We start from the raw sequence: 15,616 nt of genomic DNA, 5'->3' as shown, positions 1-15,616 counted from the left end.
GATCGTCCGAGATGAAGTTCGCCATCACCCGTTCCCGATGACCTGAAACCCGCTCCGATTCTATCCGAGACCGCCCAAATCCGACAGACTGCTAGCCGGACACCATGGGGAAGGCGGCGGCGATGGTCCAGGCCACCGCCAGGGCGGCGGGCACGGCCCCGGCCAGGGGATGCCCGGTCCGGGCGATGGCGAACCGGGCGAACAGGCCGTTGGTCAGCAAGGCGGCCACCAGGGTGGGCATGAGCACGATCATGAAGAACAGGCGCTCCGTCTCCAGGGCGATGGCCACGCCGACGGAGGCCAGGAACAAACCCCGGGTGACCAGCCCGGCCCCGGTCCGCCGGCCTGGTCCCCGGATCAGCCAGGCATCGACGACGAAGAAGGGCAGCACCCCGGCCACCAGCCAGGGCAGCATGGCCAGCCGCGCGTCGGTCGGCACGAAGGCCATCAGGACACCGTCCAGCACCAGGGTCTGGCTGACGATGGCATAGGCGGCAACGGCGCCGATGGACGCCGCCAATGCGCCCCAGCGCACCGGGGCCGGGGCAGGGGCCGGAACCGGGGGCACCTCGCCCCGCCGCCGTCGCCGCCGGAGAATCACGCCCGCGCCCAGCGCCGTGACCAGACCATACACGAGGAAGTGCGCCGCCAGGTCGTCACCGGTCAGGATGGGCAACAGGTCGGTGGGCAGCGGCCACAGGATCACCGGCGTCAGCAGCGCCGGGGCCAGGGCCACCGGCAGCAGCTCCCGCCAGCGCAGACCGGGGCCGGCCGGCCGCTCGGTCACCCGGGGCAACAGCGCCGCCAGCGGCCAGCCCAGCGCGACGATCGCCGCCAACAGCAGCAGGATCCAGGGGCGCCGCGCCGGAGACGCCGGAGTCGCCTCGGTCACGCCACCGTCCCCGTCGACGCGCCCGAAGGCACGGTCCAGCCAGGCCACCGTGGCGGCCAGGGCGTCCGGCGCGAACAGGATACCCACGTGCTCGGCGCCCGGAACCAGATCGAACCGGCGCGCCGTGCCGTCCCCGAACCGCCCGTAGGTGACCCCGGCCCGTGGCGGATCGGCGCCGGACACCATGCCCACGGCCTTCAGACCCTCGGCGTGCAGGAACCCGCTTTCGTATTCGCCGTCCAGGATGAGCAGGGTGCCCGGTCCGTCCGGCCCCACGGCCGGCGCGTACATGGACACCGCCACCGTGGCCACCACCGAGGGATCCCGCCGCGCCTGAAGCACCACCAGATTGGAGGCCATGGAGTGCCCCACCAGCCCCAGGCGGCCGTCTCCCTCGGGCAGGGCGCGGGCGAAGGCGGCCACGCGGCCCAGTTCCTCCAGCAGGAACCGCGTCGCGCCCTCGGGATCCAGCAGGTCGCCGGGCAGGGGCCGGGGGTTGCGGCCGTGGCCGAGGGCGTCATACACGACGGCGATGGACCCCGCCCGCGCCAGGGCCAGCGTGTAGCCTCGCATCAGCTGGCGCGATCCCGCGAAGCCGGGGACCACCACCACCACCGGCGCCGGGGCGTCCAGGGTGGCGGGCCGGACCACGGTCACCGGAGTACCGTCCACCGTGTGCCCGGTGGCGACCAGGCCCCGCCATGGACCCGACAGGCATGCCGTCCCGATGCCCAGGGCCAGCAGCGCCAGCAGCGCCACCGTACCCCGGAGCCACAGCCCCCGGGCCGCCCGGTCCCATGGACGCGTCATGGGGGGCGTCACGGGTCGACGGACTCCAGCAGGGCGAACAGCGGCGCCCACTCGTCGCGCAGGGGCTCGGCGCGGACACCGCCGCTCTCGAACAGGGTCAGGCCCCCGGCCACGGCGTTGGCGTACATCTGGCTGTCGCGCAGACGGGCGGCGACCGGGAACGCCAGGTCGTCCAGGAACGCCTCCAGGCGGTCGGCGGCGCGGGTGCGCGCGCGCATGCGATTGGCGACGAACACCACGTCGCGGCGCTGCTTGCGGACGGTCTTCAGCTTGAGCAACTGCTTGAGAAAGCGCCGCGTGCCGTCCTCGTCGAAGGCCGAGGGCAGCACCGGCACGACGATGGTGTCCGCCTGGCGGACCACGTCCTTCACCGTCTCCTTGGCCATGGCCGCCGGACAGTCCACCACCAGCCGGTCCAGCCGCCTGGCCAGGGCCTTGGGCGTCTTGCCGGCGGCCACGTCCAGGTCGACGCCGGCGATGGGCGCGGCCGACGGCGGCCGCCGCGCCAGCCAGCCCCGGGTGCTCTGCTGGCGGTCCAGGTCGGCCAGCCCGGCGCGCAGGTCCCGGAGAGCGAAGTGGGCGGCGATGTGGGTCGCCACGGTGGTCTTCCCGCACCCGCCCTTGGTGTTGGCGACAGCGACGATGAGCATGCGGGGAGCCTAGCCCCGCCGACGGCGCGGGCAAAGCGGATTCGCCCGGACCGGTCCCGCCACGCTCCCATGCATGCGCGGCGCCTGACAACGACCCGCCCCTTGTGGCACACTGCAAGAGTGCAGAACGCAAAGCGCCCTTCGCGCGACTGGACCGGAGACCCTCCGTGCGCCTGCTGGCCATCAGCGACATCCATCTCGGTCATCCCGAGAACCGGGCGATCCTGGACGACGTGCCGCCGCACCCGGAGGACTGGCTGATCCTGGCCGGAGACGTGGGCGAGTCCCTCGACCACATGGCGCGGGCGCTGGAGGTGTTCGCACCTCGGTTCGCGCGCGTCCTGTGGGTGCCCGGCAATCACGAGCTGTGGACCACGACGGAGGGCGGCGTGCCGCTGGGCGGGCAGGCGAAGTACGACGCCCTGGTGGCGGTCGCCCGGACGTGGGGGGTGCTCACCCCGGAGGATCCCTACCCCCGGTGGCCCGGGCCGCCCCCGGGGATGGGGCCGGCGGACGACGGCCCCGTCGTGGTGTGCCCTCTGTTCCTGCTGTACGACTACAGCTTCCGGCCCCCGGAGGTGGCACTGGCGGAGATGCGCGACTGGGCCATGGAGGGCCATGCCCTGTGCGCCGACGAGACGCGCCTGTCGCCCGCGCCCCATCCCGACCGGCCCACGTGGTGCGACGCGCGCCTGCGCCAGACCGAGGCCCGCCTGGCCGCGCTGCCGGACGGCGCGCGCACAATCTTGATCAACCACTTTCCGCTCCGGCGCGACCTGCTGTTCATTCACCGGGTGCCGCGTCTGGCGCCCTGGTGCGGCACCGTGGCCACCGAGGACTGGCACCGGCGCTACAACGCGGCCGTGGTGGTGACCGGACACCAGCACGTGCCCCGCACCGACTGGCGCGACGGGACCCGATTCGAGGAAGTCTCGCTGGGGTATCCGCGCGAGTGGCGCCCTCGGCTGGGCGGGCCGCCCCGCCTGACCGACGTGATGCGCGAGATCCTGCCGGGGCCACGCCCCACCCCACCCCCCATGACGGAAAGGACCGCCGATCGTGCGTCCCTATATTCTTGAAGAAGCCCACCTGGACACAGAAGGGACCGAGGCCCTGGAAGCCGCCTTCGTCGACATCTGGAACGCCGAGGAAAACCGCCGGTTCCTGTCGGTCAGCCAGGTCCCGGTCACGCAGGCCATTGTGCACGCCTGGTTGGCGGACACGAGTGGCGGCCGGGTCTTCCGCGCCTGCGCCGCCGACGGCACCATTATCGGCCTGCTGGCCGTCACCATCGCCGACCAGATGGGCTTCGAACTCCTGGGACTGGGCGTGCGGCCCGACTGGCACGGTCAGGGCATCGGCCCGGCGCTGATCCAGCGGGGTCTGGATACGGCCCGCGACCTGGGCTTTGTCAGCGTGGAGGTTGATGTCTTCGCCGACAATCCGACCATGTTGTGCTTGGTGCTGAAGCGGGGATTCGTCCCCATCGGCATGCGTCATCGCGTGCGCGCCGATGGCACCGACGTGGTGCGCCTGCGGCGATCGCTGTGACGCGCGCCGCCCCCCGGCCGGCCTCAGTCGCCGGCCGGGGTGGCGTCGAGGGCGTAGCCGGCGGCGCGCACGGTGCGGATCAGATCCTTGTCGTCGTCGCCGTTCAGGGCCTTGCGCAGGCGGCGGATGTGCACGTCCACGGTGCGCGGCTCCACGTAGATGTCCGGCCCCCAGACCGCGTTCAGCAGCGCCTCGCGCGAGAACACGCTGCCCGGATTCTGCATCAGGAAGCGCAGCAACCGGAACTCGGTCGGCCCCAGGTGCACGTGGCGCCCGGCGCGGGTGACGCGATGCGCCCCCAGGTCCATGGTCACCGTCTCGAACGCCAGCACGCCCTTGGGCTGGACCGGCTGCACCCGGCGCAGATGCGCCTTCACCCGCGCCAGCAGTTCGGGCACCGAGAACGGCTTGGTGATGTAGTCGTCGGCGCCGGTGTTCAGGCCGCGCACCTTGTCGGCCTCCTCGCCGCGCGCCGTCAGCATGATGATCGGCACGGGCCGCGCGCCCGGCTTGCGACGCAACTGGCGGCACACCTCGATACCGGACAGCGCCGGCAGCATCCAGTCCAGCAAGACCAGATCCGGTTCGCTTTCGGCGTAGAGGGTGAGGGCTTCCTCGCCGTCGCCGGCCTCGCAAACCCGGTACCCTTCCTTTTCGAGGTTGTAGCGGAGCACGGTGACCAGGGCGGCCTCGTCCTCCACGATCATGACCATGGGCTTCATGGTGTCCATTGATGGCGCCGCTCCGTAGGGGCTCGATATCCTGTGGGCGAACGGGGATCAGGAGCCGTCGGCGTCCGGGCGCGGCGTCGAGCCATGCAGGTCCGCCCCCCCCTTCGGCCGGCTGTCCTTCAGGGGCCGCCCCAGAACCAGGTAGTAGATGATCTCGGCGATGTTGGTGGCGTGGTCGCCGATGCGCTCGATGTTCTTGGCGATGAACATCAGATGCGTGCACGGGGTGATGTTGCGCGGGTCTTCCATCATGTAGGTGACGAGTTCGCGGAACAGGCTGGTGTGCAGTTCGTCCACCTCCTCGTCGCGCCGCCACACGGCGATGGCCCGTTCGACGTCGCGCTCCACGTAGGCGTCCAGCACCTCGTTGACGATCTCCTGCGCCAGCCGGGCCATGCGCGGCACGGCGGTCACGGCGCGCACCGGCGGCGCCTGGTTGACCACGATGGCCCGCTTGGCCACGTTGGCGGCGTAGTCGCCGATACGCTCCAGGTCGCCGGCGATCTTCAGCGCGCCGACGATGGCCCGCAGGTCCTCGCCCACCGGCTGGCGCAAGGCCAGCAGCCGCACCGCGTGGTCATGGATGTCCTGTTCCAGGGCATCCACGCGGGCGTCGCCGGCCACCACCTCGGCCGCCTGCACGCTGTCGCGCCGGATCAACGCCTGCATGGCGTCGCCCAGTTGCGCCTCCACCAGCCCGCCGGCCCGTACCACCGTATCCGTCAGGCGTTGCAACTCGACATCGAAGGACCGGACGGTGTGGTCGCCACTGGCTGAGTCCAAGGGAATGCCTTTCCTGATGGGGGCCCGGAAGCCGGGACACCGGCGCCGTCGGCCCGGCCGCCCGCCGCCGCCCGCAAGATCCGTCGTCAGCCGAAGCGGCCGGTGATGTAGCCCTGCGTCAGCTTGTGTTCTGGATTGGTGAAGATGGTTTCCGTGTCGCCCATCTCCACCAGGTTGCCCAGGTGGAAGAACGCGGTGCGCTGGGACACGCGCGCCGCCTGCTGCATCGAATGCGTTACAATGACAATGGTATAGTTCTGCCGCAACTCGTCGATCAGTTCCTCGATCTTGGCGGTGGCGATGGGGTCGAGGGCCGAGCAGGGCTCGTCCATCAGGATCACCTCGGGGCTGACGGCGATCGCGCGCGCGATGCACAGGCGCTGCTGCTGGCCGCCCGAGAGCCCGGTGCCCGGGGACTCCAGGCGGTCCTGCACCTCGTTCAGCAGGCCGGCGCGCTCCAGGCTGCCGTGCACGACCGCGTCCAGCTCGTCCTTGTGCGACACCAAGCCGTGGATGCGCGGCCCGTAGGCGACGTTCTCATAGATGGACTTGGGGAACGGGTTGGGCTTCTGGAACACCATGCCGACCCGGGCGCGCAACTGCACCACGTCCACCTTGCGGTCGTAGATGTCCTCCCCGTCCAGGCGGATGTCGCCGGTCACCCGGCAGATGTCGATGGTGTCGTTCATGCGGTTCAGGCAGCGCAGGAACGTGGACTTGCCGCACCCCGAGGGACCGATGAAGGCCGTCACCTCGTGGGGGGCGATGTCCAGGGTGACGTCCTTGATCGCGTGCTTGTCCGCGTAATGCACGTTCGCGTCGCGGGCCGCGACCTTCACGCCCCCGGCCACCAACGGACTGCCGGCGGTGGTCTCGGGATACGACACCGATGCCTCGGTGTGGGGCTGCTGATACGTCATGGTCATCACCACCGTCGTTCGAAGCGTTTGCGCAGCAGCACGGCCACCGCGTTCATCAGGATAAGGAAGCCCAACAGGCACATGATGGCCGCCGAGGTGCGTTCGGTGAAGGCGCGTTCCGGGCTGTCGGCCCACAGGTAGATCTGCACCGGCAGCACGGTGGAGGGATCCAGCGGCGAGCCCGGCACGTCCACCACGAAGGCCACCATGCCGATCATCAGCAGGGGCGCGGTCTCGCCCAGGGCCTGGGCCATGCCGATGATGGTGCCGGTCAGCATGCCGGGCATGGCCAGCGGCAGCACGTGATGGACGATGCACTGCAGCTTGGAGGCCCCCACGCCCAGCGCCGCCTCGCGGATCGACGGCGGTACCGACTTCAGGGCCGCGCGGCTGGCGATGATGATCGTGGGCAGGGTCATCAGGGTCAGAACCAGGCCGCCGACCAGCGGCGCCGAGCGCGGCAGGCCGAAGAACTGAAGGAACACCGCCAGACCCAGCAGGCCGAACACGATCGAGGGCACGGCCGCGAGATTGTTGATGTTGACCTCGATGATGTCGGTCAGGCGGTTCTTGGGGGCGAACTCCTCCAGATAGATGGCCGCCGACACGCCGATCGGAAAGGACAGCAACAAGGTCACCATCAGGGTGAACATCGAGCCCACGGCGGCGCCCCAGATGCCGGCCAGCTCGGGCTGGCGGCTGTCGCCGTTGGTGAAGAACCAGCGATTGAAGGAGCCCTCGACCTCGCCCTGCCGGATGAGCTGTTGCAGGTAGCCGGCCTGCGTATCGGAGATCAGGCGCTCGCCCTCTGGAAGGCTCCAGGGAATCTCGGTGCTGCTTTCCCGCATGACCCGGAAATCAACGGCCGGATCCACGTTGCCCTTGAGCACCTGATCATACTGCGAGGACAGCGGCACGCGCACGCTGACCCGCTGGCCGATCAGCGACGGATCGTCCATCACCATGTCGCGGATCACGAACTTGGCGCCCGGGCTGATCAGGTCGCGCACCGCCCGCCGGTCCTGGCGCGAGGTGGCCTCGGGAAACATCGAATACAGGGCATCGTTGACCAGCGACTGGTAGTTGGCTCGGGCCAGCGCGTCCAGGTCGGCCTCGCGCCCGGGATCGATGTCCTGGGGGTAGACGGAGATGTCCAGTCGCGCCGTGTGCTGTACGAAGGCGCCGGCGCCATTGCCGATGATGGTGACGAACAGGGTCACCAGCATGGACAGGGCCACGACGATGGCGACGATGCCATAGGCCTGGAAGCGCCGTTCGGCGGCGTACCGGCGGCGCAGCGTGGCGCGCATCCTTTCGGTGGGGCTCTTGGTCCCGGACTCCGCTGTCATGGGTCCTCTCGCTTCCGGTTCTGGGGCGCGCCCGGGGCACGGGACGGCGGTGGGCCGCTCCGGTCCGCGATCCGCGCCACCAACCCGGCCGGGACCGAAGCCCGGGGGAACGGCGGCGCGGGCGGGCGGCCCGGCCTACTCGTACTGCTCGCGGTATTTGCGCACCACATGCAAGGCGATGATGTTCAGCAGCAGCGTCATGACGAACAGGACCAGGCCCAGGGCGAAGGCCGCCAGGGTCTTGGGACTGTCGAACTCCTGGTCGCCGACCAGCAGGGTGACGATCTGCACCGTGACGGTGGTCACCGCCTGCAACGGATTGACGGTCAGGTTGGCGGCCAGGCCGGCGGCCATGACGACGATCATGGTCTCGCCGATCGCCCGGCTGACGGCCAGCAGCACGCCGCCGACGATGCCCGGCAGGGCGGCCGGCAGCACCACGCGGCGGATGGTCTCGGAGCGGGTGGCGCCCAGGCCGTAGGACCCCTCGCGCATGGCCTGGGGCACGGCGGTGATGACGTCGTCGCTGAGCGAACTCACGAACGGGATGATCATGATGCCCATGACCATGCCGGCGGCCAGCGCGCTTTCCGAGGACACGTCCAGGCCGATGCTCTCGCCCCATTGACGGAACAGCGGCGCCACCGTCAGCGCGGCGAAGAACCCGTAGACCACGGTCGGGATGCCGGCCAGCACCTCCAGGCAGGGCTTGATGACGGCGCGCACCCGGCTGTCGGCGTATTCCGCCATGTAGATGGCCGACAGCAGGCCGACGGGCACCGCGACGCACATGGCGATGGCCGAGATCAGCATCGTTCCCGCGAACAGCGGCACGGCGCCGAAGCCGCCGGTGGACCCCACCTGATCGGCGCGGATGGCCATCTGCGGGCTCCAGTGGAGGCCGAACAGGAACTCGGTGATGGGGACCCGGGCGAAGAACCGCATGGACTCGAACAGCAGGGACAGCACGATCCCCAGGGTGGTGAGGATGGCCACCGTGGAACACAGGATCATGAACCAGCGCACCGCCGTCTCCACCCGGTTGCGCGCCCGCATCTCCGGGCGGACACGGCTGTAGGCGACGCCGGCGCCCAGCCCGGCCACCGCCACGCAGGCGGCGACCATCAGGATGGTGCTGATGTCGCGGAAACCGGCGTAGACCGAGGCCACTTCCTCCATGAAGGCGGCATGCCCGGTGGACGCGGTCCCGTCGGCCATGTTGCGGATCTCGGTTCGCAACAGGTCCAGTTGATCGGACCGCAAGGCGTCCAGTTCGATGGTGGTGGCGTCCTTGGGCACCTGCAACAGCAGGGCCAGGGTGGAGGTCTTGATGCTCTCCAGATTGGCCGCGATGCCGATGTCGTCCTGGAAATGGCTCAGCGCCGCGCTCATGGCCAGCTTGGGCTCCAGCGGCACCCAGACGGCCAGCAGGACCAGCGCCGGGACCGCGCACCACAAGGCGACGAAATGACCGTGATAGGTGGGCAGCGAGTGCAGCCGGCTATAGACGCCCTCCGCCTGACGGATGATGCGCCGGCGCCCCAGCACGAACCCGATCAGCGCCAGGACGAGGATGGTGGCAATCACGAGCAGGGTGTTCATGACCGGGTTCCCGTGTCGTGGCCCGCGCATCGCGCGCGCGCCGCCGTCGGTCGGAGGCGGGCCGGGGACGGATGGCCCTGGGTCTTGCACGGATGGCGCGCGACGCCCGGCCCGGCCGACGACGCGCATGCCCGGGCGCCGGGCGTCCCCGGCCTCAGTCTTCCGTTCCCCTCGGCCGGTGTCATCGGCCCTCCCCCTGTTGGCGTGCGTGGCCGTCTGACCCGCTGGACAAGACCGGCACAAAATCGAAAAGCGAAAACATCGCCCAGAATAACCATAAGGCGCACCGGCCCCGGCACGCCACCAGCGACCGGCGGGGGCCGGTCGCTGGCTGTGAAACGGCGCGATACCGCGCCGACCCGGCCTGAAGCCGGCTCGGCGCGACCAGCCCAGATCTAGTTGATGTTGTCAACCTTGTTCAGGGCGGCGTCACGATACTCGGCGCGCTCGGCGTCCGGCATCGGGATCAGGCCCTTGTCCGACAGGTAGCCCTCGGGACCCCAGGCGGCCTCGTCGGTGTACTCCTGAAGGAACGCCTCCATGCCCGGGATGACGCCCATGTGGGCGGTCTTCACATAGACGAACAGCGGGCGGGAGACCGGATAGGCGCCGGAGGCGATGTTCTCGAAGGTCGGGGCCTCACCCTCGATCACGGTGCCCTGGACCTTGTCCATGTTCTGGTCCAGGAACGAGAACCCGAAGATGCCCAGGGCGGCCGGATTGGCCTCCAGCTTCTGGACGATCAGGTTGTCGTTCTCGCCGGCCTCGATGAAGCGGCCGTCCTCGCGCAGGGTGAAGGCGCGGGCCTTGAAGTCGGCCTTTTCCAGACCCTCGCACTCGGCGAAGGACTCGCAGCCCGGCTCCATGACCAGTTCCAGGAAGGCGTCGCGGGTGCCGGAGGTCGGGGGCGGACCCAGAACCTCGATCTCGGCGTCCGGCAGGGAGGCGTCGATGTCGCTCCACTTGGTGTAGGGGTTGGCGACCCATTCACCGTCCTGCGGCACGTCCTTGGCGAGCGCCAGGTAGATCTGCGTCTTGGTCAGTTCGAGGGACGGGGCCGACTTGGCGTTGGCCATGACGATCCCGTCGTACCCCACCTTCAGTTCGGTGACCGCCTCGACGCCGTTGCTGGCGCAGGTCTCGACCTCGGAGGACTTGATGGCGCGGGAGGCGTTGGTGAAGTCCGGATGCTCGACGCCGAGGCCGGCACAGAACAGCTTGAAGCCGCCGCCGGACCCGGTGGACTCGACCACCGGGGTCGGCATGCCGGTCTTCTTGCCGAAGGTCTCGGCCACGACGGTGGTGAACGGGTAAACCGTGGAAGAGCCGACGATGCGGATCTGGTCACGCGCCTCGGCAACGCCGGCGACGCCGACGGTGGCCACGGCGGCTAGCAGGATGCTCTTCTTGATCACGAGGACCTCCAATACTGAATGGGGGAAGCCGAGCGGGTGGGCTTCTTGGGTGCGTCGTCCGGGACCAGGCCCGAACCACCGCCACCCCGAACCGCGCGATCCAGGGCGGGCAGGGAGCCGTCGAAACGCCGCCCATGTCCGGGCCGCGACCGACCTTGCGCACCCTACCCAGCGACGGCGACGCCCTTGTGACACATCCGTGAAAGTTCGATGACACCGGCTCACGTGCGATCCGGTCGAGACCGATTCCGGCCTTGGAGCAAAAATCAACCATAGAACGGCAATAATTCTATTTACAGTTTATGAGCAACATGCCTCTGGACCGCCCCGGACAAGCACAACGCCGGGGTCCGCTCCAAGGCTCCTGTCCGGAGCGCGGCGGCCCGTCTTCCGCTCACGGCAAATGTCATGGTTGAAACTCTCCATTAAGAACAAATGTCCTTATAGATTTTATAATTACAAGTCATCGCTTTTTTCGCGCATAGTCGTTAGACTGCGGTGTTCAGTAACGGGGTGGCGGCGATGGCACCCGGCGATGATCCAACCGCCGTGCGTCACGGCCCTTGGCATGCCCTCCGACCGCGCCTTCGTCTCCATTGACCTTCGTTGGGCGAAGTCTCTCCACCTCAACCCCTTGGCGCTGGACGGGCGACGGCGCGGACGGGCCAACCCCTCGACCGGGCCAGACCGACATTCGACAGCGCCTGACGGCATCGGCGGATCACCATGTCTTCCAAAAGCCGGGGATGGGCGCCCCGCGCGCCCATTTTGGTCGAGGCAGGCCATTCACAAAAAAGAATCAAAAACTCGGAGGAAAAAATGAAGTTTTCGAATCTCCCGACCAAGATAAAAATTCTCTTGGCGGCAACACCCCCCTTGGTTTTATTGATATTCTTGGGTGTGGCAACCATAATTATGCTCCAGAGCATTCTTAGCACCAATCGCTGGGTCAACCATACGCAGCAGGTCCTCGCCGAGGCGAGCGGAATCATCGCCGCCGCCGTGGACATGGAGACCGGCATGCGTGGCTACCTGCTGGCCGGCGACGATGCGTTCCTGGAACCGTACCGCGCCGGTGAGCAGATCGTGTACACGTCAAGCGCCGCCTTGCGAGAAACGGTCAGCGACAATCCCACCCAGGTCGAGCGCCTCACCGAGGTCGAGAGCGTCCTCAGGCAATGGCAGGACGATGTGGCCGACCCCGCCATCGCCTTCCGCCGACGCGTCGGAACCTCCGAGACAGACGCGGACACCATGGACGACGTGGCCCGGATGGTCGGCGAGGCGCGGGGCAAAGTGTTCTTCGACCGTTTCCGCGCCATCATGGCCGACTTCCAGACCGAGGAGCGGACCCTGATGGAGGCGCGCCAGGCCGCGAACGAGCGGACCTCCCGCGTTGCCAGGCTCCTGTCCTGGAGCCTCATGATCGGCGGCCTCGTCGCCGGCGCCGGTCTGGCCTGGTGGATCGGGGCCAGCATCGCCAGGCCCATCGTCGGCATCACCCAGGCGATGGGAACCCTGGCCGACGGGAACACCGCCGTCGGCATTCCCGGCACCGGCCGCCGCGACGAAATCGGCCGGATGGCCGACGCGGTGCAGGTGTTCAAGGACAACATGATCAAGGGCGACACCCTGGCCGCCGAAGCCGCCAAGGAGCAGGAGGAGCGCGGCCGGCGCGCGGCGACAATCGAGAAGGCGACCTCGGCCTTCGACACGTCGATCTCCGCGACCATCGAAACGCTGGCCTCGGCTGCCAGTCAACTCCAGTCGACGGCGGAGTCCCTGTCCGCGATTTCCGAGGAAACCAATCGGCAGGCCACCACCGTCGCCAGCGCCTCGGAACAGGCCACGGTCAACGTGGAGACCGTCGCCTCGGCGGCCAATCAGTTGGGCGGCTCCATCAAGGAAATCAGCCAGCAGGTCCAAAGGCAGGCGGACATGGCCGAACAAGCCTCCACGGCGGCGCAAAACACAAACGAAAAGGTGCAAAACCTGGCGGAGCGGGCCGACAGCATCGGCGAGGTGGTGAACCTGATCAACGGCATCGCCGGGCAAACGAATCTGCTGGCGCTGAACGCCACCATCGAGGCCGCCCGCGCGGGCGACGCGGGCAAGGGTTTCGCGGTCGTCGCCAGCGAGGTCAAGTCGCTGGCCAACCAGACCGCCCAGGCCACGGAGCAGATCGCCGAACAGATCAAGGCGGTCCAGGAACAGACCGGATCCACGGTCGAGGCCATCGCACTGATCAACGAGAGGATCGCCGCGATGAAGGAGGTGGCCGCCACCGTCGCCTCGGCCATCGAGGAGCAGAGCGCCGCCACGCAGGAGATCAGCCGCAACGCCCAGCAGGCCTCGGTCGGAACCCGACAGGTATCAACGTCGATCTCCAGCGTGACCCAGGCGTCGGCCGAGGCCGGCCAGGGGTCCAACAACGTCCTCGACGCGGCGCGCGCGTTGTCCCGCCAGTCCGACACCTTGTCGTCCAAGGTGAGCACGTTCACCCAGGAGGTGCGAACCGCTTAGGGCCTGTGGACACTGGGAACGCGGGGGCGCCGTCGGGCCGCGATCACCCGTCCTTGGTGATGCGGCCGACCAGGTCGGCCATGACCTCGCGCGAGCGCTCGTTGGCGATCTGGCAGGTGCCCGCGGCATGGTGTCCGCCGCCGCCGTACTCCAGCATCATCTCGCCCACGTTGGTGCGGGACGTGCGGTCGAAGATGGACTTGCCCACGGCGAACACCGTGTTCTGCCTCTTCAGGCCCCACATCACATGCATGGAAATGTTGCACTGCGGATAGAGGGCATAGACCATGAACCGGTTGCCCGCCCAGATGGTCTCCTCGCCGCGCAGGTCAAGCACCACCAGGTTGCCGTGCACCGAGCCACAGCGCTGCAACTGGTCCCGGAAGCGGTCCTGGTGCTCCAGGTAGAGGTCGGTGCGCTCCCTGACGTCGGCCAGATCCAGGATCTGATCGATGGAATGCTCAAGGCAATAGTCGATCAATTCCATCATCAAGGCGTAATTGGAGATCCGGAAGGTGCGAAATCGCCCCAGGCCGGTGCGCGCGTCCATGATAAAATTGAGAAGCTCCCATCCCTTCGGATGGAGAACCTCGTCTTTTTCGTACTGCGCGGAGTCGGCCTTGTCCACCGCCTCCATCATCTCGTCCGAGACGCGCGGGAACGCGTCGCGCCCGCCGTAGTATTCGTAGACCACGCGCGACGCCGAGGGCGCCAGCGGATCGATGACGTGATTCGGACGCCGCCCGACGCGGATGGTCTCCGACAGGTGATGGTCGAACGCCAGGTGAACGCCTGGAACGTAAGGCAGGTTGGTGGTAATGTCCCGGCCCGTGATCTCGACCTTGCCGTCCTGCATGTCCTTGGGATGGACGAACTTGATCTCGTCGATCAAGGCTCGCTCCTTCAAAAGGGCCGCGCAGACCAGGCCGTCGAAGTCACTTCGTGTCACCAGGCGAAACTTGGACTCCGCCATCGCGGACCCTCCTTATCCTCTGTCGGCAAAACCATAATCCAGGGGCGGACACCCGTGCAAGCAAGCACCAACACGCGCGTCGCCCGATGTCGGACAATCGTGCTGCTGGCGGTGGGGATGATGCTGACGGTGGCGGGATGCGGGCGGCCCTTCGTGGACAGCCGGCGCGAGGCCGGTCAGGCCAACCCCGTCGGCGCCTCCACCCTGGACCGGCCCGTCATCTGTTATGCCAAGGGCGAGACCAGCGCCGCCGAGGTTCTGGCGATGGCCGCCCGGGTGTGCGCGGAAACCGACCGGGTACCGCGGTTCGACCGCGAAGACGCCCTGCAATGCCGCCTGATGCAGCCATGGCGCGCCTTTTTCACCTGCGTGGACCCGGGTGGCGCCGGCGCCGGCACGGTCCCCCCCGACGGCACCGGCGTGGGACCCGGGGCGGGGCCCGGCCTCGGCGGCGACGGCCCGGCCGCCTGGCGGACTCCGCGCCTCGGCGTGGAGGACTGGGACGGCAGCCTCTACCCGGGCGGGACGCCCCCCACGCCGCCCCGGCTGTAAGGTCGCCGGCCAACACCCCGGCCGTGAACGCCCGGGCCGGGTCCCCAGGTCAGTCCCGCGCGCCATTCCGCCCCTCCCCGTCGGCGGTGTCCGGGTCGTTCGCGCGCGCCTTCTCCGTCCATCCCCCCTGCTCGGTCTGCTGCCAGTAGTACAGCGCGTGACCGGCCTCGCGAGCCGACCGCCAGCGCTCCCGGGCCGCCGCCACGGCCGCCGCGTCGTGACCGTCGAACAGCTCCAGCACCCGCGCCCAGGCCCCCGGATCGGCCACCACCATGCCGTCGGTCAACACCGCCAGGGTGGCGTCGTTGGGACGCTCCTCGTGATCCGTCAGCCAGATGGGCTGGCGGTCGGCGTGGCCGTCATCGACACAGCCATGGGGCAGCCAGGTGTTGGCGTCGAAGGTCCAGAGCAGGCTGTTGAGGGTCCGCACCCGTTCCAGGGACCCGGCCAGCACCACCGCGCGGGCACCGCTGCGCCAGACCCGCATCAGCAGGCGCGGCAGGGCGCGCTCCAGGGGCGACCGGGTGAGGTGATAGAAGTCCACGCGGGTCATGGGGGTCTGAAACCGGGCTCAAGCAACGAATGACGCGACGACGCGAAACGGCCCCCGAGTGTGACTCATCGGCCGCGCCCGGGTCGCCCTAAAAACGACACGATACCGCCACCCTGGACGCAACCGCGGGGACACCGGGCACGGGCCGCTCATCGAGCAAAATCACCGGCAAACAATTCGGCACGCTCGTCAAACGCGCGTCGCGGTCAATGGCAAGCAGACTGAGAAACGATGGAGACTCGCCGACCCATGGTCGCCAGACCCGCGAAGATCGTCGTGTGATTTTATCTTGCATCGACACGGATCCAATTC

General features: G+C 68.6%; 15 protein-coding genes. 4 read left to right on the top strand and 11 right to left on the bottom strand.

The features are described 5' to 3' along the window. Window positions 1–91: 91 nt before the first annotated feature. Together GGD89_RS14330 and GGD89_RS14325 are read right to left on the bottom strand one after the other, a co-directional pair. Window positions 92–1,702, bottom strand: coding sequence for an alpha/beta fold hydrolase (locus tag GGD89_RS14330; protein WP_184046455.1), 1,611 nt, complete (start codon window positions 1,700–1,702; stop codon window positions 92–94). An 8-nt stretch (window positions 1,703–1,710) separates the two neighbouring features. Next, a complete protein-coding gene (locus tag GGD89_RS14325) occupies window positions 1,711–2,352 on the bottom strand; it encodes a ParA family protein (RefSeq protein ID WP_184046453.1) in 642 nt (213 codons plus the stop codon). Between the two features lie 167 nt (window positions 2,353–2,519). Between GGD89_RS14325 and GGD89_RS14320 the strand changes: the two genes are divergently transcribed. Next, complete coding sequence (locus GGD89_RS14320; RefSeq protein ID WP_184046451.1) at window positions 2,520–3,431, top strand: metallophosphoesterase; 912 nt, start codon at window positions 2,520–2,522, stop codon at window positions 3,429–3,431. Continuing rightward, window positions 3,412–3,903, top strand: a complete 492-nt coding sequence (locus GGD89_RS14315) for a GNAT family N-acetyltransferase (RefSeq protein WP_184046449.1) — start codon at window positions 3,412–3,414, stop codon at window positions 3,901–3,903. Before GGD89_RS14320 ends, GGD89_RS14315 begins: the two co-directional genes overlap by 20 nt. A gap of 23 nt (window positions 3,904–3,926) precedes the next feature. Here the strand turns inward: GGD89_RS14315 and phoB are convergent, their stop codons facing one another. The 7 genes from phoB to GGD89_RS14280 all read right to left on the bottom strand — a co-directional run bounded on the left by phoB (window position 3,927) and on the right by GGD89_RS14280 (window position 11,614). Then, window positions 3,927–4,625: a phosphate regulon transcriptional regulator PhoB gene (gene phoB, locus GGD89_RS14310; RefSeq protein WP_184046477.1), complete on the bottom strand. Its 699-nt coding sequence runs from the start codon at window positions 4,623–4,625 to the stop codon at window positions 3,927–3,929. Between the two features lie 57 nt (window positions 4,626–4,682). Then, complete coding sequence (phoU, locus tag GGD89_RS14305; protein WP_184046447.1) at window positions 4,683–5,417, bottom strand: phosphate signaling complex protein PhoU; 735 nt, start codon at window positions 5,415–5,417, stop codon at window positions 4,683–4,685. A gap of 86 nt (window positions 5,418–5,503) precedes the next feature. Next, window positions 5,504–6,343 (bottom strand): phosphate ABC transporter ATP-binding protein PstB, encoded by an 840-nt coding sequence (pstB, locus tag GGD89_RS14300; RefSeq protein ID WP_246423122.1) that lies wholly within the window; start codon window positions 6,341–6,343, stop codon window positions 5,504–5,506. Further along, complete coding sequence (pstA, locus tag GGD89_RS14295) at window positions 6,343–7,686, bottom strand: phosphate ABC transporter permease PstA (protein WP_184046445.1); 1,344 nt, start codon at window positions 7,684–7,686, stop codon at window positions 6,343–6,345. The genes pstB and pstA overlap by 1 nt, the downstream gene beginning before the upstream one ends. 135 nt (window positions 7,687–7,821) lie before the next feature. Beyond that, window positions 7,822–9,288, bottom strand: coding sequence for a phosphate ABC transporter permease subunit PstC (gene pstC / locus GGD89_RS14290; RefSeq protein ID WP_184046443.1), 1,467 nt, complete (start codon window positions 9,286–9,288; stop codon window positions 7,822–7,824). 395 nt (window positions 9,289–9,683) lie between these two features. Further along, window positions 9,684–10,703, bottom strand: a complete 1,020-nt coding sequence (locus GGD89_RS14285; RefSeq protein ID WP_184046441.1) for a substrate-binding domain-containing protein — start codon at window positions 10,701–10,703, stop codon at window positions 9,684–9,686. A gap of 626 nt (window positions 10,704–11,329) precedes the next feature. After that, window positions 11,330–11,614: a hypothetical protein gene (locus GGD89_RS14280; RefSeq protein ID WP_184046439.1), complete on the bottom strand. Its 285-nt coding sequence runs from the start codon at window positions 11,612–11,614 to the stop codon at window positions 11,330–11,332. On the opposite strand from GGD89_RS14280, the gene GGD89_RS14275 reads away from it, so the two are divergent. Continuing rightward, complete coding sequence (locus GGD89_RS14275; RefSeq protein ID WP_184046437.1) at window positions 11,604–13,226, top strand: CHASE3 domain-containing protein; 1,623 nt, start codon at window positions 11,604–11,606, stop codon at window positions 13,224–13,226. The two genes, GGD89_RS14280 and GGD89_RS14275, sit on opposite strands and share 11 nt — an antisense overlap. Window positions 13,227–13,269: 43 nt before the next feature. On the opposite strand, the gene GGD89_RS14270 is transcribed toward GGD89_RS14275, so the two are convergent. Next, complete coding sequence (locus GGD89_RS14270; RefSeq protein WP_184046434.1) at window positions 13,270–14,199, bottom strand: exopolyphosphatase; 930 nt, start codon at window positions 14,197–14,199, stop codon at window positions 13,270–13,272. A 54-nt stretch (window positions 14,200–14,253) separates the two neighbouring features. On the opposite strand from GGD89_RS14270, the gene GGD89_RS14265 reads away from it, so the two are divergent. Then, complete coding sequence (locus tag GGD89_RS14265; RefSeq protein WP_184046432.1) at window positions 14,254–14,751, top strand: hypothetical protein; 498 nt, start codon at window positions 14,254–14,256, stop codon at window positions 14,749–14,751. 49 nt (window positions 14,752–14,800) lie between these two features. Here the strand turns inward: GGD89_RS14265 and GGD89_RS14260 are convergent, their stop codons facing one another. After that, the gene (locus GGD89_RS14260; protein WP_184046430.1) at window positions 14,801–15,304 is read right to left on the bottom strand and encodes a DNA polymerase III subunit chi; all 504 of its coding nucleotides are present in this window, start codon (window positions 15,302–15,304) and stop codon (window positions 14,801–14,803) included. Window positions 15,305–15,616: the final 312 nt, after the last annotated feature.

It is taken from the genome of Roseospira visakhapatnamensis (genome assembly GCF_014197915.1).
Taxonomy (GTDB): domain Bacteria; phylum Pseudomonadota; class Alphaproteobacteria; order Rhodospirillales; family Rhodospirillaceae; genus Rhodospira; species Rhodospira visakhapatnamensis.
Note: the sequence above shows the minus strand (reverse complement) of the source record. Positions and strands in the feature narration are given on the sequence as shown.